The 21,840-nt window shown below is 34.6% G+C and carries 22 protein-coding genes; 11 read left to right on the forward strand and 11 right to left on the reverse strand.

Annotated elements, in window-relative coordinates; translation table 11 throughout:
- The first annotated feature begins 162 nt into the window (after positions 1 to 162).
- Genes BUR19_RS10470 through BUR19_RS10480 form a run of 3 tightly spaced genes read left to right on the forward strand, consistent with a single transcriptional unit; the run spans position 163 to position 2,935 of the window.
- On the forward strand, positions 163 to 1,068 hold the full coding sequence (locus BUR19_RS10470; RefSeq protein WP_074235272.1) for an ABC transporter ATP-binding protein: 906 nt from the start codon (positions 163 to 165) through the stop codon (positions 1,066 to 1,068).
- A gap of 45 nt (positions 1,069 to 1,113) precedes the next feature.
- The gene (locus BUR19_RS10475; RefSeq protein WP_074235273.1) at positions 1,114 to 2,424 is read left to right on the forward strand and encodes an ABC transporter permease; all 1,311 of its coding nucleotides are present in this window, start codon (positions 1,114 to 1,116) and stop codon (positions 2,422 to 2,424) included.
- A 46-nt stretch (positions 2,425 to 2,470) separates the two neighbouring features.
- Positions 2,471 to 2,935 carry a lipocalin family protein gene (locus BUR19_RS10480; protein WP_175565895.1) on the forward strand — a complete coding sequence of 155 codons (465 nt, stop codon included), beginning with the start codon at positions 2,471 to 2,473 and terminating at the stop codon, positions 2,933 to 2,935.
- Between the two features lie 35 nt (positions 2,936 to 2,970).
- On the opposite strand, the gene BUR19_RS10485 is transcribed toward BUR19_RS10480, so the two are convergent.
- Positions 2,971 to 4,320 (reverse strand): DEAD/DEAH box helicase, encoded by a 1,350-nt coding sequence (locus BUR19_RS10485; RefSeq protein WP_074235275.1) that lies wholly within the window; start codon positions 4,318 to 4,320, stop codon positions 2,971 to 2,973.
- A gap of 127 nt (positions 4,321 to 4,447) precedes the next feature.
- On the reverse strand, positions 4,448 to 5,611 hold the full coding sequence (locus BUR19_RS10490) for a sensor histidine kinase (RefSeq protein WP_074235276.1): 1,164 nt from the start codon (positions 5,609 to 5,611) through the stop codon (positions 4,448 to 4,450).
- Positions 5,612 to 5,735: 124 nt separating this feature from the next.
- On the opposite strand from BUR19_RS10490, the gene BUR19_RS10495 reads away from it, so the two are divergent.
- Both BUR19_RS10495 and BUR19_RS10500 read left to right on the forward strand, forming a co-directional pair.
- Positions 5,736 to 6,602, forward strand: a complete 867-nt coding sequence (locus tag BUR19_RS10495) for an aldose 1-epimerase family protein (RefSeq protein ID WP_074235277.1) — start codon at positions 5,736 to 5,738, stop codon at positions 6,600 to 6,602.
- Between the two features lie 16 nt (positions 6,603 to 6,618).
- A complete protein-coding gene (locus BUR19_RS10500) occupies positions 6,619 to 7,074 on the forward strand; it encodes a hypothetical protein (RefSeq protein WP_139297313.1) in 456 nt (151 codons plus the stop codon).
- A 35-nt stretch (positions 7,075 to 7,109) separates the two neighbouring features.
- Here BUR19_RS10500 and BUR19_RS10505 read toward each other — a convergent pair whose 3' ends face one another.
- Both BUR19_RS10505 and BUR19_RS10510 read right to left on the reverse strand, forming a co-directional pair.
- On the reverse strand, positions 7,110 to 7,655 hold the full coding sequence (locus BUR19_RS10505; RefSeq protein ID WP_139297314.1) for a hypothetical protein: 546 nt from the start codon (positions 7,653 to 7,655) through the stop codon (positions 7,110 to 7,112).
- An 86-nt stretch (positions 7,656 to 7,741) separates the two neighbouring features.
- Positions 7,742 to 9,739, reverse strand: coding sequence for a S9 family peptidase (locus BUR19_RS10510; protein ID WP_074235280.1), 1,998 nt, complete (start codon positions 9,737 to 9,739; stop codon positions 7,742 to 7,744).
- Positions 9,740 to 9,827: 88 nt separating this feature from the next.
- Here BUR19_RS10510 and BUR19_RS10515 point away from each other — a divergent pair, with 88 nt between their 5' ends.
- On the forward strand, positions 9,828 to 10,451 hold the full coding sequence (locus BUR19_RS10515) for a T9SS type A sorting domain-containing protein (protein WP_074235281.1): 624 nt from the start codon (positions 9,828 to 9,830) through the stop codon (positions 10,449 to 10,451).
- Positions 10,452 to 10,515: 64 nt separating this feature from the next.
- The gene (secG, locus tag BUR19_RS10520) at positions 10,516 to 10,854 is read left to right on the forward strand and encodes a preprotein translocase subunit SecG (RefSeq protein ID WP_074235282.1); all 339 of its coding nucleotides are present in this window, start codon (positions 10,516 to 10,518) and stop codon (positions 10,852 to 10,854) included.
- A gap of 58 nt (positions 10,855 to 10,912) precedes the next feature.
- Here the strand turns inward: secG and BUR19_RS10525 are convergent, their stop codons facing one another.
- The 5 genes from BUR19_RS10525 to BUR19_RS10545 all read right to left on the reverse strand — a co-directional run bounded on the left by BUR19_RS10525 (position 10,913) and on the right by BUR19_RS10545 (position 17,115).
- Complete coding sequence (locus BUR19_RS10525) at positions 10,913 to 11,500, reverse strand: HD domain-containing protein (protein WP_074235283.1); 588 nt, start codon at positions 11,498 to 11,500, stop codon at positions 10,913 to 10,915.
- Between the two features lie 3 nt (positions 11,501 to 11,503).
- Positions 11,504 to 12,187: an XAC2610-related protein gene (locus BUR19_RS10530; RefSeq protein WP_074235284.1), complete on the reverse strand. Its 684-nt coding sequence runs from the start codon at positions 12,185 to 12,187 to the stop codon at positions 11,504 to 11,506.
- A gap of 10 nt (positions 12,188 to 12,197) precedes the next feature.
- Entirely contained in the window at positions 12,198 to 12,890 is a 693-nt protein-coding gene (pepE, locus tag BUR19_RS10535) for a dipeptidase PepE (RefSeq protein WP_074235285.1), read from the reverse strand.
- Between the two features lie 454 nt (positions 12,891 to 13,344).
- Positions 13,345 to 14,532: a hypothetical protein gene (locus BUR19_RS10540; RefSeq protein WP_074235286.1), complete on the reverse strand. Its 1,188-nt coding sequence runs from the start codon at positions 14,530 to 14,532 to the stop codon at positions 13,345 to 13,347.
- Between the two features lie 39 nt (positions 14,533 to 14,571).
- The gene (locus BUR19_RS10545) at positions 14,572 to 17,115 is read right to left on the reverse strand and encodes a TonB-dependent receptor domain-containing protein (protein ID WP_083600739.1); all 2,544 of its coding nucleotides are present in this window, start codon (positions 17,113 to 17,115) and stop codon (positions 14,572 to 14,574) included.
- A 286-nt stretch (positions 17,116 to 17,401) separates the two neighbouring features.
- Here BUR19_RS10545 and BUR19_RS10550 point away from each other — a divergent pair, with 286 nt between their 5' ends.
- From BUR19_RS10550 to BUR19_RS10565, 4 genes are all read left to right on the forward strand, one after another.
- Positions 17,402 to 17,956, forward strand: a complete 555-nt coding sequence (locus BUR19_RS10550) for an L-threonylcarbamoyladenylate synthase (RefSeq protein WP_074235288.1) — start codon at positions 17,402 to 17,404, stop codon at positions 17,954 to 17,956.
- A 266-nt stretch (positions 17,957 to 18,222) separates the two neighbouring features.
- Complete coding sequence (locus BUR19_RS10555; protein WP_074235289.1) at positions 18,223 to 19,647, forward strand: CCA tRNA nucleotidyltransferase; 1,425 nt, start codon at positions 18,223 to 18,225, stop codon at positions 19,645 to 19,647.
- 7 nt (positions 19,648 to 19,654) lie between these two features.
- Positions 19,655 to 19,969, forward strand: a complete 315-nt coding sequence (locus BUR19_RS10560) for a hypothetical protein (protein WP_074235290.1) — start codon at positions 19,655 to 19,657, stop codon at positions 19,967 to 19,969.
- 62 nt (positions 19,970 to 20,031) lie between these two features.
- A complete protein-coding gene (locus BUR19_RS10565; protein WP_074235291.1) occupies positions 20,032 to 20,472 on the forward strand; it encodes a hypothetical protein in 441 nt (146 codons plus the stop codon).
- 33 nt (positions 20,473 to 20,505) lie between these two features.
- On the opposite strand, the gene BUR19_RS10570 is transcribed toward BUR19_RS10565, so the two are convergent.
- Positions 20,506 to 21,231: a LytR/AlgR family response regulator transcription factor gene (locus BUR19_RS10570; protein ID WP_074235292.1), complete on the reverse strand. Its 726-nt coding sequence runs from the start codon at positions 21,229 to 21,231 to the stop codon at positions 20,506 to 20,508.
- A 346-nt stretch (positions 21,232 to 21,577) separates the two neighbouring features.
- Complete coding sequence (locus BUR19_RS10575) at positions 21,578 to 21,835, reverse strand: hypothetical protein (RefSeq protein WP_074235293.1); 258 nt, start codon at positions 21,833 to 21,835, stop codon at positions 21,578 to 21,580.
- Positions 21,836 to 21,840: the final 5 nt, after the last annotated feature.

Genomic DNA, 21,840 nt, shown 5'->3' on the forward strand with positions numbered 1-21,840 from the left:
ATTTTGTGAGGCTTTAAAAATCGTTGAAAAGAAAGACAAAACCTCAACATAGCCCCGATGGTAGCGACATCCTTTTTTGCAAAAAAAGATATAGCGGACAGCGGGTCGGAATATTGAATCGAAGGACAAATCTTGTTGCTTCTAAAAATAAAAAACATCTGTATGCTGAAAGCAGAAAATATCAAAAAAACATACAACGCCGGAAAGAAAATCGCACTTCAGGACTTTTCTATTGAAGTTCCTACTGCAAGTGTTTACGGGCTTTTGGGACCGAACGGCGCCGGAAAAACGTCATTTATCCGTATCATCAACCAAATTACGCAGGCAGATGAAGGTAAGGTTTGGATTGACGGCCAGGAACTGAATCCGGAACACATCCGAAACATTGGTTATATGCCGGAGGAACGCGGACTTTATAAGAATATGACGGTGGGCGACCAGCTTCTGTATTTTGGTGAGTTGAAAGGAATGTCCCGTCAGGAAGCACTTTCGCAGGCGAAATTCTGGTTTGAACAACTGAACATCGACCAATGGTGGAAGAAAAAACTGAGTGAACTTTCAAAAGGAATGGCGCAGAAAATCCAGTTTGTAGTGACGGTTTTGCACCGCCCGAAATTGTTGATTCTGGATGAGCCTTTTTCCGGTTTTGACCCTGTGAATGCGAATCTCATCAAAGACCAAATCATCCGGTTGAAAAATGAGGGAACGACAATCATCTTATCAACGCACCGAATGGAAAGTGTGGAGGAAATGTGTGATTTTGTAGCGTTGATTAATAACTCTAAGAAAGTTCTGGACGGGAAAGTTTTTGATGTCCGTGAACAGTTTAAACAGAATGTTTTTTCGGTGGTTTTGTCGGATGTGAACTCTGAAAACCTTGAGGAATTAACAAGAAAATATCAAATCGAAAACATTGGAACTGCGAACGGTTTGTTCAATTTTGAATTGAAAAATACAGAGAATCAAAATATTCTTTTGCAAGACCTTTTGAAAACTGGAACAATACGAACTTTCAATGAGAAGATTCCTAGTATGAACGAGGTTTTCATTAATGCGGTGCAATCATAATTGATAAATGATTCTACTTAATACATTTTACTTTTTTTACAATAAATGAAAAATATATATTTAATTACCAAAAGAGAATTTCTGACGCAGGTAAAGAAAAAATCTTTTATTATTTTAACGCTTTTGGCGCCGCTGATGATTGTTGGATTTGGTGCTTTGATTGGGTTTATGTTCAAAGCTAATGAAGCGGAATACAAATTCGAAGTGGTTGATAAAAGCGGAATTTTTGCTGGTCAATTGAAATCGACAAAAGACATTACTTACACTTTTGTTCCGACCAACACCGAAAATACTTTGGTTAAAAATCTAAAAGAACTGAAAGGTTCAGACGGAATTCTTATCATTCCGGAACTGATAGACAAGAATTTTGATGCTTTGGAAAGTGGAACAAAATTATTAACCAACAAAAAAATTGGTGTTGATACCAAAGTTGCTGTTTCTTCTGACCTAAGCAATATTCTGAAGAAAGAGAAAATCAAAATGTTGGGAATCTCAGAAGACAGAATCGTCAATCTTGATAAAAATTTTAAAATCATTTCTCAAAATGTAACGGAAAGCGACCGACCAGAAAGTGACCTCGCTTTCGGAATCAGAACGGCGTTGAGTTTTGGATTGATGTACGTGGTTTTTATGTTCATCATTATTTACGGTGTCAGAGTAATGAGAAGCGTGCTCGAGGAGAAAAACAACCGTGTTGTGGAAATCATCATCTCATCTGTGAAACCATTTGAGCTAATGATGGGGAAAATCTTAGGTGTGACTTTGGTGGCTTTGACCCAGTTTATCGTTTGGATTGCGATGTCTGTGACTGCTGCTCTTTTCTTAAATACTGGATTCTCTGCAATGCAAAAAAATATGCCCGCGGAACAAGGTGAAATGATGAAAAATTTTGATTTTCAACAAATCGCTACTGAAGTTTCCCACGTTCTTTTGGATATGAATTATATCGGAATCATCAGCGTTTTTGTATTTTTCTTTTTGTTTGGATACATCTTTTATAGCTCGATGTATGCAGCGATTGGAAGTGCAGTTGACAATGAAACAGAAACTCAGCAGTTCACAATGTTTGCCATTATTCCTTTGATGATAGGACTTTACGGAAGTTTCACGATTATGAATAATCCAGATGGACCGATGGCGTTTTGGTTGTCCATTATTCCGTTTACGTCGCCTGTTGCGATGATCGCCAGGATTCCGTTTGGTGTGCCGCTTTGGGAGATTCTGTTATCGATTTTTCTATTGATCGCTTCTACTCTATTGATGGTTTATATTGCCGCGAAAATCTACAGAGTGGGAATTTTGATGTACGGAAATAAGGCAACTTTGAAGGAGATCTGGAAGTGGATCAGGAGTTGATTTTCTTTATTGAAAATTTTCATTTTATTTGTGGAAAATTAATAATGTGAAAAAACTTACTTTATTAGCTCTTATTTTGTTATTCATTATTTCTTGTCGAAAAGATGATGATGAAAAATCAGAATCGATAATTACTGGAACTTGGAAACTTATTGATTATCGTTCTGTTTCCGGAAAAGATGGCTCAGTTATTTATTCAAATACAATTCCTGAAAATGATTGTAAAAGAAAATCAAACTACAATTATAAAAATAATGGGAAATACATTGGAGAATATTTTCGGGATCCGAATACTGGAGAATGTGGTAATAAAGCTTTTTTAGAAGAGATGGATTACGTTTATAATGAATCTTCTAAAACTATTTCTTACAAGATTGACGGAATTACTCAAGATATTCTAAATGTGAATTCCCTAACTAAAACTGAAATGCAAATTTTAATGAATGATCAAATGGATCAAGATGGAGATGGAACTCCTGATAGAATTTTCAGCATTTACATTAAACAATAAAAACAAAAAACCTCAGAAAATTCTGAGGTTTTTATTTATTTCTTTTTCTTAGCTTTTGACTTTTGTTTCTGCTGTGCTCTATTCGCTCCGAATTTCTTAGGTGCTTTACGTTTACTCGGTCCTCCAAGATTGATTTTCTTGTTCTTATCTTTTTTCTCGTGGAAAGCAGATTCGCCTTCATTGAGTTTGGCACTTGTTAGGAATTTCATTTTCACTTCATCCTGTTCAGAAGCAATTTTGACTTTCGAAATAGTTACTTCTTCTGGGAATTCAGATTTGGCAATTTCTTTGTCCATCAACAATTCGATATCCAAAAGTTGAGCTTCTTCTTTTTTGGTATAGAAAGTTACCGCAATTCCATCTTTATCTGCACGCCCAGTTCTACCGATTCTGTGGATGTATTGTTCCGGAACTTCTGGAACTTCGAAGTTGAAAACATGAGAAATATCCGGAATATCCAAACCTCTCGCCATAATATCTGTTGTAATCACGCCACGCAGTTCTTCATTAGAAAACTCCTGCATCACTCTCAAACGAAAATTCTGAGATTTGTTGGAGTGAATCACACCAAATTGGTCAGGAAATTCAATATTCAGTTTTTCGAAGATCAGGTCTGCATGTTTCTTATTATTAGCGAAAATTAAGATTTTTTCTAAATCCGTTTCTGTTTTTAAGAGGTGAATTAATAAATTCAGTTTCGTGTTGAAATTCTCAACCGGAACTGCAGACTGTGCAATCTTCTCCAAAGGCGTTCCTGATCTTGCCAATGAGATCTCAATTGGACCAGCGAAATATTCGTTCAGCAAAGCATCTACAGCATCTGTCATCGTTGCAGAAAAAAGGATGTTTTGTCTTTTCTCCTTCATCATTTCGAAGATATGCGTCAGTTGGGGGCGGAAACCAAGATTCAGCATTTCATCAAATTCATCGATGATCAATTTGTTTACTTCTTTCAATGAAATTGCATTGTCAATCGCTAGATCCATTACTCTACCAGGCGTTCCTACCAAAATATCACAACCGTCATTGAACAATAATTTTTGTGTATTGATGTTTTTTCCACCGTAGATTCCGATCACTCTTGCAGTAAGATTTTGTGTCAGCGTCGTTAAAACTTCCGTTACCTGAACCACCAATTCTCTTGTAGGAACCAGAACCAAAATTGTAGGATTTCCGGATTTGTTATATTTCCAATTTTTAAGAACAGGAAGCAGATAGGCCAAAGTTTTTCCCGTTCCGGTTTGGGCAATTCCCATTACATCACGTCCAGAAAGTATCGGACTGATGCTTTTTTCCTGAATAGGTGTTGGCTCAAAAAGGTTGAGATCAGCTAAAACGTCTAGAATCTTTTCCGGTAAATCGAAGTCTGCAAAAGTGGTTTTCATCCGGCAAAGATATGGATTTTGAAATCAAGGGAGGATTATCAACTAATAGTTAATCACTTCTGATATTTTTTTTACCACTTGGACACATAGAATAAAATCAAAAACTCTGCATCTATATGGTTATGAATTACGATTTTTGCTCTTCCTTCAAAATAATCCTGAAAGTCGTTCCTTTCCCAACTTCAGAGTTTGCAATTCTCACGTCGCCTTTGTGATATTCTGACACTACTCTTTTCGTCAAAGACAATCCTAATCCCCATCCCCGTTTTTTGGTAGAAAATCCAGGTTTGAAGGCATTTCGGATTTGTTGTTTAGTCATTCCGCAACCAGTGTCGGTCACGTCGATGTAGACGTTTTTATTTTTTTTGTAAAGCGACAATTCCAGTTTACCTTCACCTTTCATTGCATCAACTGCATTTTTTACAAGATTTTCGATGACCCAGCTCATCAGAATCTGGCTGTGTGGAACCAAAACCGGTTCGTAAGTTTTTCTTAAGGTAAATTCAACCTTAGTTGAAATTCTGGATTTTAAATAATCAAAATTTTGCTGAACGGTTTCATTGATATCCAAATCATTAAGTGTTGGAATAGAACCAATTTTTGAGAATCTTTCGGAAATAGTTTTGAGTCTGTTGACATCCATTTCCAATTCTTTTACACCCATTCCATTTTCATCTTCGAGCTTCATAATCTCAACCCAACCAATCATTGAGGAAAGAGGCGTTCCAATCTGATGCGCTGTTTCTTTGGCTAAACCTGCCCAAACAAAACCTTCGTCGGTTTTCTTCAGTAATCGTAAAAACCAAAATGAAAAAACAAGATAAAGCGAAATGAAAATTGCCAACAAAAGTGGATAATAACGAAGATAATTCATCAAATCCGAATTATCATAATACAAATATTGATTATTAAAATCCGGCAACTGAATCTCGAATGGCGGATATTTGTTTTCCATTTCAGTCATTTTTGCCTTTAGTTTTTCTTTGTCTTTAAGAATCTCTTCGGAAATACCTCGGCTTTCTAAAACTTCTCTTTTTTTGTTGGTAACAATGATGGGCAAATCTTCATTCTCACTAATGACATAAAGTGCTAACTCGCTGAATCTCGAATCTACATCGGTATCCTGAAGATAACGCATTGCTGTTGCCAAAGACTTAATTCTTTCAGTTTCTTTACTTCTAAGATGCTGAATCAGGAAATTGGAGGAGATTATAATTCCTGCAACAATTGAGGTCAATATAAAATATACAACCCAGCTATTGATACGTTTCAGAAAATTAAGTCCTTTCATTAATGCTTATAAAACGGCAATTTAGGAATTTATTATATAAAATTAGAGGTTAGATTTTAGACATTAGAAATTAGACTGGAAATCAAGATTAATTTAGATATTTGTATTCAAAAAAAATTAAAAAATGATAACGATTCAGAATAATAAACTAAAAGCGAATTTCAACGAACTTGGAGCAGAATTGATTTCTCTCATCAATCTTGAGACTGAGAAAGAAATAATATGGAATGGCAATCCAGATTTTTGGGGCGGACAAAGTCCTGTGCTCTTTCCGATAGTTGGAGCTTTGAAAAATGAACAATATATTTTTGAAGGTCAAACTTATGAATTGCCTCGCCACGGTTTTGCAAGAAGACGAACTTTTAATGTGAAAAATTCATCCGACAATGAGGTTAATTTTGAATTAAAATCTGATGAAGAATCTTTAAAAATCTATCCTTTCGAATTCAGTTTGGAAATCAAATATACTTTGGTTGAGAAAAAACTGACGGTTTCTTATCAAGTTAAAAACCTTTCTGAAAAAGAAATGTATTTTTCATTAGGCGCACATCCGGGATTTGCAATCGATACAGAAAATGGTTTGAATTACAACGATTACGAAATTTCTTTTTCTGATGATGAAAAACTAGAAATTCATCCTTTAGTTGATAATCTCATCAGCAATGAAACTCAAACCATCGAACTTGATAATAAAACGCTTTTATTGTCTTACGAACTTTTTTCTAAAGATGCTTTGGTAATGACCACAATGAAAAGCAGAGAATTGATTTTGAGAAATAATAAAAATAATCACAAAGTCATTTTCACTTTTTCAAATTTTCCTTACTTCGGGATTTGGGCAGCTAAAAATGCGGATTTTGTTTGTCTGGAGCCTTGGCAGGGAATTGCGGATTTGGAAAACCATAATCAGGAATTGACTGAGAAATTTGGGATTTTGAAATTGGAGAAGCATCAAGATTGGAAGGCTGATTGGGCGGTTGAGATTGAGTAATTAAAAAAATGAATTAATGGCGTTTCTAATCTTTTTTGCATTTTCTTTATTCTTATTAATCATATTTCTTGATAGATATATGATGCATAAAGCAGTAAAAAACAAACTTCAAAAAATATTGAATTTAGAAGAGAAAATTGTATTAATAAAAGAAAATGTAAAAAGTGAAACGTTTACAGTTGGATTAAAAAATCACAGATACCACTTTAGAAAATCTGATTTATATTTTTTTGACAATGCATTTGTTATTATAGGATTTTACAAAATTGTTGGAGTAAAAATATACACTTGTATTATAGTTTTTTCTGATGGAAACGATTTAGATACTAAAGATTTAAAAACATTTAATCTTAATTCTTCAAACAATGATATTTATATAGAATTTGGAAAAGCAAGCTTTACAAGTACAAATGTATCTGTAAGATTAAAAAACATCTCAAAAGAAGAAAAACAATTGATTAAAATCAAATAAAATAGCTTTCGACCAAGTCAAAAGCTATCTTTAATTTATTCTTTATCCAACTTGTTCCAATATTCTAAAATTTCACTTTTGATACTTTCTGGCAAAGTTTTGAAATTGTTGGAATAAACATCTTTTGTATAACCACTTTCTGCAGAAGTCGAAATCTCGTAAAGTTTATCTTTCTTAGAAAAAATCAAGTGAACAGATTGTTGCTTTAGATTATAATCGTTCAAGGCGTAGATGAATAAAGCATCAATGCTCTTGTCTTTATCATAATCTGCAAAGGCTTTGCGTTGCCCCCAAGCGCTGATGATGCCGTCATAATTGATTTGTTTTTTGGCAACCACTTTCCAGTCTCCACCAACTTTGGTAAATCTCTGAAACGTCATTTTATCGGGTTTCGCACCTTTCTCGATTTTAGAAAAAATGAAAACATTGTCCTCATTGTCAGGAGAATTTGCTTCATCAACTTGAATAATCCTTGTCCCTTCATAAGGGAAATTCTTGTAGGAATCCGGGTTTCTTACGATATTAGAAACCTGTGCGTTCATCAATGTTCCTATGAACATCATTGGTAATAAAATTTTCATATTTGTGTTTTTCATACTCAGCTAAAATAAAAAATTGCAGCTGAAAAAATTCAACTGCAATTTAATTATTCATTTGTAATTATTCACTACAAAGTTTCCTTCAACCAATCAAAGAATTCTCTCTGCCAAACCAAACCATTTTGGGGATGTAGAACCCAGTGATTTTCGTTCGGGAAGTAAAGGAACTTTGTTTTCAGACCTTTCAGTTTTGCTGCTTGGAAAGCTTCCTGACCTTGCTCGTAAGGAACTCGGAAATCTATTCCGCCTTGGATGACCATAATCGGCTTGTTCCATTTGTCCACAAAATTACTCGGATTGAATTCCGAATAAGCTTTCGGAGTTGGTTTCTGCCAATAGCTTCCGCCCAAATCCCAATTGGCAAACCAAAGTTCCTCAGTCGTTCCGTACCAAGATTTCATATCAAACAAACCATCGTGTGCAATAAATGTTTTGAATCTGTTCTCGTGAAAACCAGCCAGCATAAATACCGAATAACCTCCGTAACTTGCGCCTACAGCTGCTACTCTATTTCCATCTACATAAGGTAAAGTTTTTGCAAAATCGGTGGCTGACAAATAATCTTTAATTGGTTGTCCGCCCCAATCGCCACTGATTTCTTCATTCCATTTCACGCCCCAACCTGGCATTCCTCTTCTGTTTGGAGCGACTACGATATAACCGTTAGCAGCCATCAAAGCGAAATTCCATCTTGTGGAGAAAAATTGTGTCAATCCGGATTGTGGTCCACCTTGACAATATACCAAAGTCGGATATTTTTTATTTGGGTCAAAGTTCGGAGGATAATGGAACCAAACGCCCATTTCTTTTCCGTCCGTTGTCTTTACCATTTTCAGTTCAGATTTTCCTGTGACTAATTTGGAGTAATTATCTTTATTAATATCAGTAATCTGCTTCAAAGCTGAACTTTTCAAATCAACTTCAAATAAATCCGCATTATGATTGATGTCGGTTTTTGTAACCCAAAGTTTGCCTTTGTTTTCCAAAACAACATCATTAATATCAAAATCGCCTTTTGTGATTTGTTTTACCGTTTTGTTTTTAACATCAACAGAGAACAATTGTTTTGTCCCTCTGAAAGCCGAAGTGAAATAAATTAATTTGGAGTCCGAAGCCCATTTTACATCGCCCGTCACACTTTCGTCCCAAGTTTTGGTCAAATTGGTTTTTGCTTTCGACTTCCAATCCATAATTACGATATCGTTCTTATCAGCTTCAAAACCGTCTCTTTCCATAGAATTCCAAAGGAGAAGTTTTCCATCATTACTGAATTTTGGATTGACATCGTAACCTTTCATTCCTTCTGTTAAATTTGTAGTTTTCCCGGAAGCAAGATTGTAAGCAAAAATATCTGTGTTGGTACTTTGAGCATATTCTGCACCTGACTTTGCTTTGGTTACATAAAGTAATTCCGAAGAATCCGGACTCCAAACAAAATCTTCCGCTCCGCCAAAAGGTTTCTGCGGCGAATCAAAAGCTTTGCCTTCCAACAAATCTTTTGCAAATTCTGCAGTTTCTGTTGTATTAACTACAAAAACGTGATTGTAAGAACCTTCGTTCCAAGTGTCCCAATGACGGTGATTGAGGTCTGTATAGATTTGAGCCGTTGTTTTTGGAAGGTCTTTGTATTTATCTTTTCCAAGAAGATTTTCGATATGAATAGCTTTACTAAAAGCTACTTTTTTCCCATCCGGAGAAATTACGATATTATCAACTTCGCCAACATCATAAAATTCTGACCAAGTTTTTCCTGAATCTTTTGACAAGAAAATCTTATTATTTTCAAGAGCATAAATCCCATTACTATCCCATTGAATAAGATTTTTCTTTCCTAAATCAATCTTGGTTGATTTTCCGGAAACATCAAGCCAAAAAGCTTCGGAATTTGATTTTTCTGTTTTAAGGTCTGTTTTGCTGATTTTGTAAATCAGAGAAGAATTATCCGGCGAAACGGCCTGAACACCAAGGCGATTGAGTGTCCACATTATTTCAGGCGTCATTACCTGTTGTGCATTCATCATAAAAGGCGCTGTTGCAGCTGCAACCATGAAATGTTTGATTTTCATCTATTTATAATTATCATTTTGAAAAAACTCGGACGAAGTTATTAAAAATTTAAGTAAATTTGGGTTTAACCAATTAAAACTAATTTTTATGAAAAAACTTTTACTCTTTTTATTACTAGCTGTTTCTCAATTAAATTTTGCACAATCTGATAATCTGCCCAATAGAACAATTTATTTTAAACCACCGGCAAACTGGACAAATGTATGTTCTTTCATGAATTACATTGACCCAGTCGTTACAATCGATTTTTTTCCTCCAGGCAATCAGATGGCAAGTGCTTGCGAGGGTTGGTACAAAACAACTTATGCTTTTAATAAAGCCTATATTGAGTTTAATAATTGTAAAGCTTTCAGTGGGATGATATTTCCTGATTATGATAAATTTACAATCACTTCAGAAGATACTATTTTCTATGATTATTCTGAAGGACCAATTTCTAATCCACCAGCTTGTTTATTAGCTGTAAATGACCCATCGAAAAAAATTGCTATTGTTAAAATTTTTCCAAATCCAGTGCAGGATTATGTGAATATAGAATCGGATAAAAATTTCATTGCCTACGAAATTATTGACGAGTCTGGAAAATTAATCTTGAATAAGGATTTCAAATCTTCTAAAATTGATATTAGTAATTTGAAGGCGGGTCTTTATTTCATCAAACTAAAATCATTAGACAACGAAACTAATATTGTGAAGTTTATTAAGAAATAAGTTTTTATTTATTGATTTATAATCCCTATATTTGCGCTTCAAAATTTATTATCAAGACAATACTATGAGCACAATATTTACGCTGTTTATGATTCTAATTATCATTGCTAGCATTTTATTAGTTATCATCATTATGGCGCAAAATCCAAAAGGAGGCGGACTTTCCGGAACTTTCGGAGGTGCTTCTGCTGCTAATTTCGGGGTTCAGAGAACCAATGATTTTATGGAAAAAGCAACTTGGACTTTAGGAACTACAATCGTAGTTTTGATTTTCCTAAGTATCATCCTTACAGGAAAGCCATCGCAAACAGCACCCTCTATTCCTACACCAGCGAAATCTGAAGCGCCTGTAAAAACACCAGCAAATAGTACTCCTGCTACACAAACTCCAGCGACTAAATAATTAAGACTTATTTATAAAATAGAAACGCTTCCAATTTGGAAGCGTTTTTTATATTGTTTTAAGAAAACTTATTCTCATCGAAGCATTTTTTCATCAGTAATTGGAAACAATCTCCCATATCGTCTGAAGCTCTGCAGATGGCGTTTTCTAACATATTTCTAACTTGCTTTTCTGTAACACCGGCTTCTGTCCAGCTTTTACCGGATGTATAAGAATTAAGAATGAAAGGCATAATCCTATCAATAGCACAAGCAAAAATAGCGTCTGGTGTTTCTTCTTCTTCAAATTCTATCCAAAGATTGTAGAACTCAGCTGAAATTGGTTCATCCAAGATACCGAAGATTTTTTTAGCAGCTAATTTTTCTCTTTCGAATTTGCCCTTCATTCCTTCTTCGTCAAAAAGAAATGTATCTCCAGCATCTATCTCTACCAAATCGTGAATCGACAACATTCTGATAACTCTCAACAAATTAATTTCCGTATTGTTTTTGGCATAAGGATAAAGAATTTGTGCCAATATAATGATCTGCCAACTGTGTTCTGCCGTATTCTCTCTTCGGGAATCGTCCGCATTGTAATTTCTTCTCTGTACATTTTTCAAGGCATCAACAGCCAGGATGAAATCTATTTCTTTCTGTATCTTCATTTTTTAATCTTTGTAATAATCTTTGATCTTATATTTTTTTGATCTACTTGTCCACTTATTATTGATGAGATTTCTCGTAGTGACTGTCACATACTCGCCGTCCATCGCATCTTCTTCAAACTCATAGACTTTCTGGAGTCCCTTCTTGGGAATTACTGCATATTCTGTGGTAATGTGCCAACAACAACCGTCTTTTGCAAAAGTAATAATGCGTTTACGTTTGTGATCTGTCTGGAACATTCCGAGGTTTTCGTAGGCCAAGGCTGTTAATTCTTCGCTAGGAACAAATTGTTTCCTGGTAGAATTGTAAACGTAAATATCATAAGATGGTCCGCCATAACCACTTTGATTTCCGTTCCTTACAGCAATATCTTCTGTTCCGTCAAAATTGAAATCATCAAATATCAGCGGACTCTGCTCATTGTACAATTGGATAACATTGACGCTTGGCTTTTGATTTTTGTTCAAATAAAAATAAAGGTCATCCGATCTGAGTGTTTGGAAATTTTTTTTCGATTTTTTATTAATTAATTCTACGACGCCTTCTCCGCTACAAGTATCGCCCTCACAATTCTGGACTGTGATCCTTGCATCGAATTGTTTTGAACCATCCCTGATCTTGAATTGATTTTGAGCCAAATACAATTGACCAATTGACACTAATATAAATCCTATATTTTTTTTCATTGACCCGGTTTTATAATTCGGTTCCTGATTCTACTTCATAAGGTTCTTTTCCTACTTCGAAGATTTTAGTCAACTCAGACCCTTCTACAGTGATCTTATCATCTATCTTTCTGATCCAATTTCCTTCTCTCAGCCCAATAACTTTGATATCGTTCTGAGTCAAGAATTCTTTGATTCTGGTTTCTCTGGTTTCTCCATTATGTTTGATTTGGGGATTTGGGTCAAGATAATGAGGATTGATATTAAAAGGTACTAATCCCATGCAATCAAAACTTGGTGGATAGACAATCGGCATATCGTTGGTTGTTTTCATATTGATTCCGCCGATGTTACTTCCTGCACTGCACCCAAGATAAGGTTTCCCCGACTCTACATTTTGTTTTAAAACAGTCATTAACCCTAATTCATGAAGTGTTTTAACTAAGAGAAAGGTGTTGCCGCCGCCGGTGAAAAAAGCTTTGCCCGAATTAATTGCTTCTTCTTTATCATCGAACTCGTGAAGACCTCTAACATTGATATTAATTGTCGCAAAAAATTCTTTTGCTTTGGCTGTATAATCTTCGTGGGAGATTCCGCCTGGTCTTGCAAAAGGAATAAAAATTAATTCTTCAATTCCATTAAAAAGAATCTGGAGTTCTGGTTTGAGATATTCTAAATATTGACCACCGAAGAGTGTGGATGTGGATGCGAGGATGATGTTCATTGGTTGATTTGTTGATTTGCTGGCAGCAAATTTCGGTAAATGTTTTTTAATAAATGGAAAATTCTATTGGAGGTAAGGGTTGAATTGCAAAAAAATGCCAGGCGTAATATGTAAGAATAGAAAACAGTATCGCAAGAATAGAAAACTATATGCTAATTAAAGAAAAATTTATTAAGGCAATATAGAATTATAGTGTAAGAATATAAAACTAAGTTGTAACAATATAAAATCAGATCGTAATAAATGAAAAATATATTATAATACTATAAAACTAAACTGCAGAAAGTGAAAACTAAAATGAAACAATGTAAAACCGTATTTTCAGAATTGAAAACCAGATTACAAAAATATCTCTCGTAATGCCTTTCTAATAAAAAAAACCTGCAGAGGATCTGCAGGTTCAAATAATTTTTTGATTTGATATGAAGAAAAAAGAATTTTCTAAATTAGGATTTTACAATCCTGCCCATCCATTAGCCCAAGATGGTGTAGATGTCCCATTTCCTGCACCAGTAGCATTTGCATTTTCTGTGTAAGTGCCTGCTGCTGCTGGCTGAGCAACAGAACCTGTTGCTGAAGCGATTGTTACAGCGTTGGCTCCAACGTTATCAAATTTGATGTTTGTAAACTTATTTTTACCATTCAGGTTTGCAATAGTTGTATCGTGTTGAATTGTGATAGCTGTAGCCCAACCAGAAAATACAACATTGTCCAAAGTTGCGCCTGTTCCTACTCTGAATAAGTTTGTACCAGCTCCTTCATTATCTGTTGTAGTGAATCCGATAAATGTTGCATTTTTGATTGTAGGATTTGACATAGGTGTTGCAGTCTGATTCCCAGAATTGTTATCTGCCTCTATCCCTCTGTTTCCAACATTTGCTGCATTTCTCTTAGCATAGATATTTGTTGCATTACCGTTCCATCCTTCTGTCCAGTCGAATGCATCGTCGTCATTATTGATAGAGAGAATATTGCTCACATTCACTGTACCACCGAAGAATTCGATTCCGTCATCTGCTCCGTCTAGTATTGAAACACCGTCTATTTTAGTTCCGTTACCTACTCCAAAGAGAGAGAGTCCGTTGTATTCTTTAGCATCATTAAATCTTGCTCCAGCCCATCTAATCTGCGTGTAAGTGATAGATCCGCTATTATCATCAGAAACCGTACCGCCGTAAGGAAGGCTACCTCCCACTTCTGAAGCAGCAGTTGTACCAGCATTGATAGGTGCTTTTCCACAAATTACAATACCGCCCCAATCTGCTTTCTTAGGTGTTGCAGCTCCTGAAGTGAAGACCACAGGACTGGATGCTGTACCATTGATAAAAATTTTACCACCTTGAGCTACTGCTAAGTAAGTATCTGTACCGCCAGAACAAAGGATTTTTGTACCTGCAGGAATTGTCAATTCTGCACCATTGTTTACGATCACCGGACCGTTCATACGGTAAACTATATTAGCATCAAGGACCAATTTATCTCCAGATTTCAAAGCTAATTTAAAATTGTTTGGATCAATTGTTACATTACTTGGATTAGGGGTAATAGTTGTGTCCTCGTCAGAAGAGCAAGAATTGAAAACTGCTACTGTTGTAAGCGATAGTGTGCAAAGTACTAATGCGCTTGAGATGAACTTTTTCATTGTAATTACTTTTGTTTATTTTTATTATATTATTATTTATTAAAATTTGTACCCAACGTTGACACCAATTACCTGACCTCTTTTGAAGTTATAAGTTTCTGAGTTGTTGAAGTTTTCCTGAACTCTTCTAATTGAGGGATTTAAAATATTTTTAACAGACACTCCAAAATCTATGTTGTTTTGAAATCTGAACTTCGCTGTAAAATCCAGCATATTGACCGGCTTCTGAACAATATTTCCAATTTTATTTGTACTGATGGAATAGATGTAACTGCCGATGTAAGAGTAGGAAGCTACCAAATCCATTTCGCTTCCTCGGCTGAACTTGTGGTTGAAACCAAGATTACCATTTCCTACAAAATCTGTTGCACCCTGTAATTTATCTTCTTTCACATCAAAGTTAACCGCCAACAAGCTATTACCAGAATCCTGGTTGTAAGTATCTTTGGCAACTTTATCTCCATTGAGTTCAGCTTTTGAGTCCATATATGTTGCGTTTACAAACGTGTACAGTTTGGAACCGTTACCAAAACTAATGATGTCTTTTCTAAGCTCTGCTTCGAAACCATAAACATATGCCCAATCACCAGTATTCAGATAAGAAAAGAAAGGATCTGAGGAATTGATAAATGTTTTAGCAATAGGATTTTGTATGTATTTCCCAAAACCTGTAAGGGAGATTACTTCGCCTGCTTTTGGGAAATATTCCCATTTAAGATCCAGATTATTGTTATCAGATGGTTTCAAATAATAGTTACCTTGTGTAGTCTCTGTAACATCTACATAAATGTAGGGTGCCATTTCCTTCATTTGTGGTAAGGTGTAGGTTCTTGAAGCAGCTAATCGTAAGTTTTGTCTATCATTGATAGAATATTTTAGGTTAAATGCCGGCAAAAATTTGTTGTAAACCTTCTCGATATTATTAATCGGTGTATAGAATTGTACATCCCATTCGATATATTGTCTGATACGGTCGTACCTTACCCCTAACTGCGCCATAAATTTTTCAGAAAATTTATAGTCTACGTTTGCAAATCCTGAATTGATATCCTGATTGCCATTGTAAATCACAGGTTTCAAAGTGCCTGCGTCTCCAAAGTTACTGGTAATATTGAAGAAGCCTTTCGAATAGTTATAAGCGTTAAAGATAGCATCCAGATTATTAGGATCTGCAACTATTGCTGGTGTTGCAATCTCGTTATCCCATTTGAAATCCATCTGTTTTGAGAAGAATGTTCTTTTTTTGAATCTTCCTTGGTATCCAAAAGCTATTTTGGACTGATCCTTCAAATTATAGTTGAAGGTGATGTTCCCAGTGTATTCTTTGTCATCCAGATTGTCATAATAACGATTGTTGAGACCCGATTCTCTGGTTACTGTGTAGGTTCCTTCATCATTTCGTACCAAAGTATTGGTAATTCTATCTGGTCTCTGACTATTAAGATAATTGTAACCTGCAATCCAGTTGATTGAGAACCTTTCTCCAAATTTGTGATCTCCTCCTAATTGATTAACTAAAGTATTGGTAACTTTATAATCTGCCCTTCTTACATAAGCACCCCCGTTTTCTGCGTAATCCCGAAGTTCACCTTCATAGATCTTGGCTTCCTGATTGGTTGAGTGGATATAATTGGTAATCAATTTTAACTGATGATTTGCATTGATTCTATAGAAAAGATTTAACAAACCTGTAGAGTTGGTAGTGTAACCATACTTTTGAACTTTATCAAAATCTTTAAATACAGTTTCCTGTCCAAATTGCCCTTCAGATCCTTCTCTGTAAGTAAAATCATTATTGAAGCCTACATAAGCAAACGTATTCAATCTACCCTGATCTCCGATTTTGAAAGATTTTCCGGCTTGTAGATTCAAACCAGTATTAATTGGCATTGTCATAGATGGTCCAAATGCATCTTTGAAGTTCCAGCTTGTTTTGTAGTTATAAGCAGAAAGAGCATTAGCTGGAACTTTCATCACTTTGGTTCCAAAATAATTAGGCCCATCCTGTAGTAAGAATTTATCTGTTTTAGAATTTTGCAGATTATACCCACTATCCATTCCAAGATAGATATAACCTTTTCCAGAATATTCTTTGGAAACGATGTTAATATTAGCACCTCCAAAATCTCCCATCAACCTTGGATTAAAGACTTTTTCCAAAGAGATATAGTCTATGATATCGGTTTTGAGTAATGATAAGTCAATATTTTTATTTTCTGGATCATCTGATGGGATAACCAATCCGTTAAGAGTTGTCGCGTTGTAACGATCTAGTAAACCTCTTACAGAAATAGTGTTTCCGCCTTCTTGTTTTACAGTCCCAGTGGCTTTGGTCACAGCAGTAGCAACATCTCCAACACCTTGTTTGGATAGCTGTGCAGCTCCTACTCTTTCAATTACCTCTACGGATTTTTTCTGCACGGTAATGATATTGGCCTCTGTACTTTTTTTAGTATTCCCGATGATTTTAACCTCATCGATTTTCTTTTCGCCCTTCAGAGTATCTTGGGTATTTTGCGCCAACAGAACTGTGGTTGACATACAAAGAAACAAAGCACTAATGCTTATAGTTTTTGCTTTCATTTTTTTTACTTTCCTTTTTCTTCGTTGCCAAAGAAATGATATGGAAAGCAATCGTAATGTATAAGATTTTTTAAATATTCTTTAATTAAGCGTTACGAAAAAACATATTATGTTAAATCAAGTTTAACAGGTTAATGAGTTTTAAAAGTCTGTTCATTATTTGTTAAATTTGCGGCAGATAATTTTATCTGGAAATTTCACCCAAACCAATCAAACCAATGGAAATCAATCAATTAAAAACTTTAACAGTCATTAATATTTGATTTTTACCAAAATTTGCACTCAAATGGACTTAACTCGGGCAATAGAAACTTTACAATCCGGCGGAACCCTACTTTACCCAACAGATACAATCTGGGGAATTGGTTGTGATGCGACCAATCCGGAAGCGATTAAAAAGATATTTGACATCAAAAAAAGAGAGCAAAACAAATCTCTTATTATATTAGTAGAGTCTGAAAAAAGACTGCAGGATTTGGTGGACGTTCCCGAGATGGCTTGGCAAATTATCGATTTGAGCGAAAAACCAGTAACTATTGTTTACGAAAACCCAAAAAATCTTCCAAAAGAATTGCTGGCAGAAGACGGAAGCGTTGGAATCCGAATCGTGAAGAACGAATATTGCAAAAAACTGATCTCAAAACTTAACAAACCTCTCGTTTCAACATCTGCTAATCTCAGCGGACAAAAATCTCCAATGAAATTTAGTGATATCTCTGAGGAAATTAAAAATTCGGTTGACTATATAGTAGAAGATAATCACGATAAGGTTTCGGAGTTTTCCGGTTCGTCCGTCATCAAAGTCTGGAATAATAATCAAATTAAAGTTCTTCGTGAATAAAAAAACCAGCGGATGACCTCTTGCAAGACCATCCGCCGGAAAAATAAACTATGAAAAAAAACTACTTTTTGTATTTACCATAATCTCAAAAAGAATACCGCTCCTATTTTTATAGCAAAATGTCTGATTTTCAATAGCTCAAACAGGCTAAAAAAGACAAAAAGTCCTGACTTTCAATAAACAAGGCGATAACTTTAAAAACAATTATCTTTGTACCTTAATAAAGGAGTCCTTATATATAAGGATTTCATTTCTTAATTTTAGTAATGTTCATAAACTTAAACCAAAATAAAAATCTCAAACTTTTCAAAATCATTTCTGAAGTTGCCGACAGAAACGGACAAACCGTTTACGCAGTGGGTGGATTCGTAAGAGATTTATTAATGAAAAGAAAAGCTTCAACCGACATCGATTTTGTAACAGAATCCAGCGGAATAGAATTGGCAGAAGCTATTGCAAAGGAAATCGACCCAAAAATAAAAGTCGCCGTTTTCAAAACCTATGGGACAGCAATGTTTCGTTACAAAGATTTGGAACTGGAATTTGTTGGCGCCAGAAAAGAAAGTTACAGTGAGGATTCCAGAAAACCTTCCGTGGAAATTGGAACCATTGAGGATGACCAGAAACGCAGAGATTTTACCATCAATGCGATGGCGATTTCCCTTAACAAAGATAATTTTGGAGAACTGATTGACCCATTTGGCGGAATGCAGGATTTATCTAATAAAATTCTGAGAACGCCGTTGGAACCTCATCAAACTTATTCTGATGACCCTTTGAGAATGATGAGAGCGATTCGTTTTGCAACAACTTTGGATTTCGATATCGAAGAAAATTCTTTGAAAGCCATCAGAGACGAAGCGGAAAGAATGAAAATCGTTTCGATGGAAAGAATAATGGTGGAATTCAATAAAATAATGCTTTCCGACAGACCTTCAAAAGGATTGAAACTTCTTGAAGAAACTTCACTGTTAAAATATATTCTACCAGAACTTACCGCATTAAAAGGCATCGAAGATATCGACGGACAGACGCATAAAGATAATTTCTATCATACTTTGGCTGTTGTCGATAATATTTCTGAAAGCACCGATAAGCTTTGGTTGCGTTGGTCAGCTCTACTCCACGACATAGGAAAAGCACCTACGAAAAAGTTTGTGGAAGGCATCGGCTGGACTTTCCACGGTCACGAATTCCTTGGTTCGAAAATGATAAAACCTATCTTCAAACGTCTGAAACTTCCTCTTGGGCAAGAGCAAAAATATGTGGAAAAATTGGTAAAAATGCACGCCAGACCAATTGCATTGATTACGGATGATGCTTCGGATTCGGCGTTGCGACGTTTGCTTTTTGATTCTGGGGAAGATTTGGAAGATTTGTTTACATTATGCAAATCCGACATTACAACCAAGAATTATTCTAAACAAGCCAAATTCAAAAAGAATTTTGAATACGTTGCCACGAAAATAAAAGAAGTTGAAGAAAAGGACCAAGTTCGTAATTTCCAACCACCAATTTCAGGGGAAGAAATTATGGAACTTTTTGGATTGCAACCTGGAAGAGAAATCGGAATTTTGAAAGAAAAAGTGAAGGAAGCGATTTTGGAAGGCGAAATTCAGAATGATAAAACAGAAGCGAGAGAATTTGTGATTAATGAAGCTGAGAAATTAGGATTGACTTTGGTAAAATAGCAATGAAATGCTTTTAGGAATATTCGATTATATATTATTAGTAGTCATTTTAATTTTCAATATTGGAGTTTGGAAATATAAAATAATTAAGAAAGGAAGTAAAATTCTTTATTTGTCCATTTTTCTTCTATTTGGATTTATAATTCCTTTTTTCTCTATTGATTTTGAAATAAAAAATGCGAGTAAAAACATCAAAGAAATTGATAGCTTTACTTTTTTATATACTTATTTTAGATTTCCTACTTGGTGGCTTTTTGGAATTTCAGAAATATTCTTTTTAAAATATCAAATTAAAAATAGCATAAGGAATTCAAATAGTTAAAAAAATCTGCTTAATCTGCTTAATCTGACAAATCAGCGAGAATTATAACTTTAAAAATCTCTATGGAGAAATCAAACTTATTACAGCTTATCCGAATTAAACTCTCTGAAAAAATCCAAAATTTCGAGAATCTTATAGCCGAAACGCGCGCATCCAGCAACGACACCAAAAGCTCGATGGGCGACAAATACGAAACCGGAAGAGAAATGCTTCAGCAGGAAATCAACAATCTGCAGGTTCAACTGAATGAGATTTTGAAACAAAAGGATTTCCTTAAAACTGTCTTACCAAAACCTTCTGATAAAGCTGAAAAAGGAGCGATTGTAAAAACTGAAAAAGGTTTGTTTTTCATTTCGGTTTCTTTAGGCGAAATCAAAGTTGAGAATGAGAAAATCATTTGTATTTCTCCAGAATCTCCATTGGCAAAGGCGATGAATTCGAAAATAAAAGGTGAGATTTTTTCTTTGAATAATATGAACCAGAAAATTTTAGATATCGAATGAATCTAATTTCTAACTTCTAATATCTAATTTCTTTTAAAGACTCTTCCCTCCAATATATTCCATCAGCGAATCTTTATAATTTGGAGCAATGGCAATTTGTTCTTTTCCGATGACGATGTGGTTTCTTTCAATCGCTTCGATTTTATCCAATCCAATGATAAAAGAGCGATGAATTCTCATAAAATTATCGGAAGGTAATTCTTCTTCCAATTTTTTCAGGCTCATTAAAGTCAGAATTGGTTTTGGATTGTCTTTCAAATAAATTTTCACATAATCTTTCAAACCTTCGATATAAAGGATTTCTGAGAAATTGATTTTGATTTGTTTATACTCAGATTTTACGAAAAAAAACTCTTGCTTTCTTTCTGGTTTTGTAACTGAGACAGATTGCTGAGATTCAAAATAATTTCTGGCTTTTGTAGAAGCATTTAAGAATTCATTATAATCGAAAGGTTTCAACAGATAATCCAAAGCATTCACTTTGTAGCCGTCAATCGCATATTGGTCAAAAGCTGTTGTGAAAATCACTCGACTGTTTTGAGGAAGCAGTTTCGAAAATTCCAGACCTGTCAAATCTGGCATTTGAATATCAAGGAAAAACAAATCAATGTCTTTTTGTTCTTCCAAAACCTGCATTGCTTCAATTGCGCTGTTGCATTTGGCTTTTAGTTCCAGAAAAGGAGTTTTGAGAACGTAACTTTCGATTAAGGTCAAAGCCATTGGTTCGTCGTCGGCGATTAGACAGGTTATTTTTTTCATTATCTATGTTTTAATTTATCCAAGTTGCTCTTGTATCAAAAACTTTCCATTTGTCATTTTCCTTTTTAAGAATATAAGCAATTCCATTTCCAAAATAACCTTTAGATTGATAATTTAATTCAATATAAGCCGTTTTTCCATCTTTTGAAAAAAAGGGAATTGTAAATTCATAATATTGATAATAATTTCTTTTATTTCTATCATTTGAAATTTTAGAAAGTTCAGAATAATTATATCTTTCTTTCAGAACTTTATTTATCTCTAAACTATCTGGATTTATATTTTGAGATAATAAATAAAGAGAATCATTTTTGTTAAAATATTTTTTAAACTCAAAATCTAATAATTAATTTATTTCGATTTCATTTCTATCTGGAGGTGTTATAATATTTTTATCCGGATTAGGAATGACAATTTTAACCTTTCTGAGAAATTGTACAATTTTATTATTTTCAACATTATTTTTACTGACATCAATATTGTTCTTATTCAGAACAGAATTAATAATTGAATTTATGTCTTCGTTTCTTTCTTCAATATTAAATTCAGATTTTGAACATCCAATCAAAATCAATAATGAAAATAATGTCGAAAGTTTTTTCATAAGTT

The organism is Epilithonimonas zeae, assembly GCF_900141765.1.
Taxonomy (GTDB): Bacteria; Bacteroidota; Bacteroidia; order Flavobacteriales; family Weeksellaceae; genus Epilithonimonas; species Epilithonimonas zeae.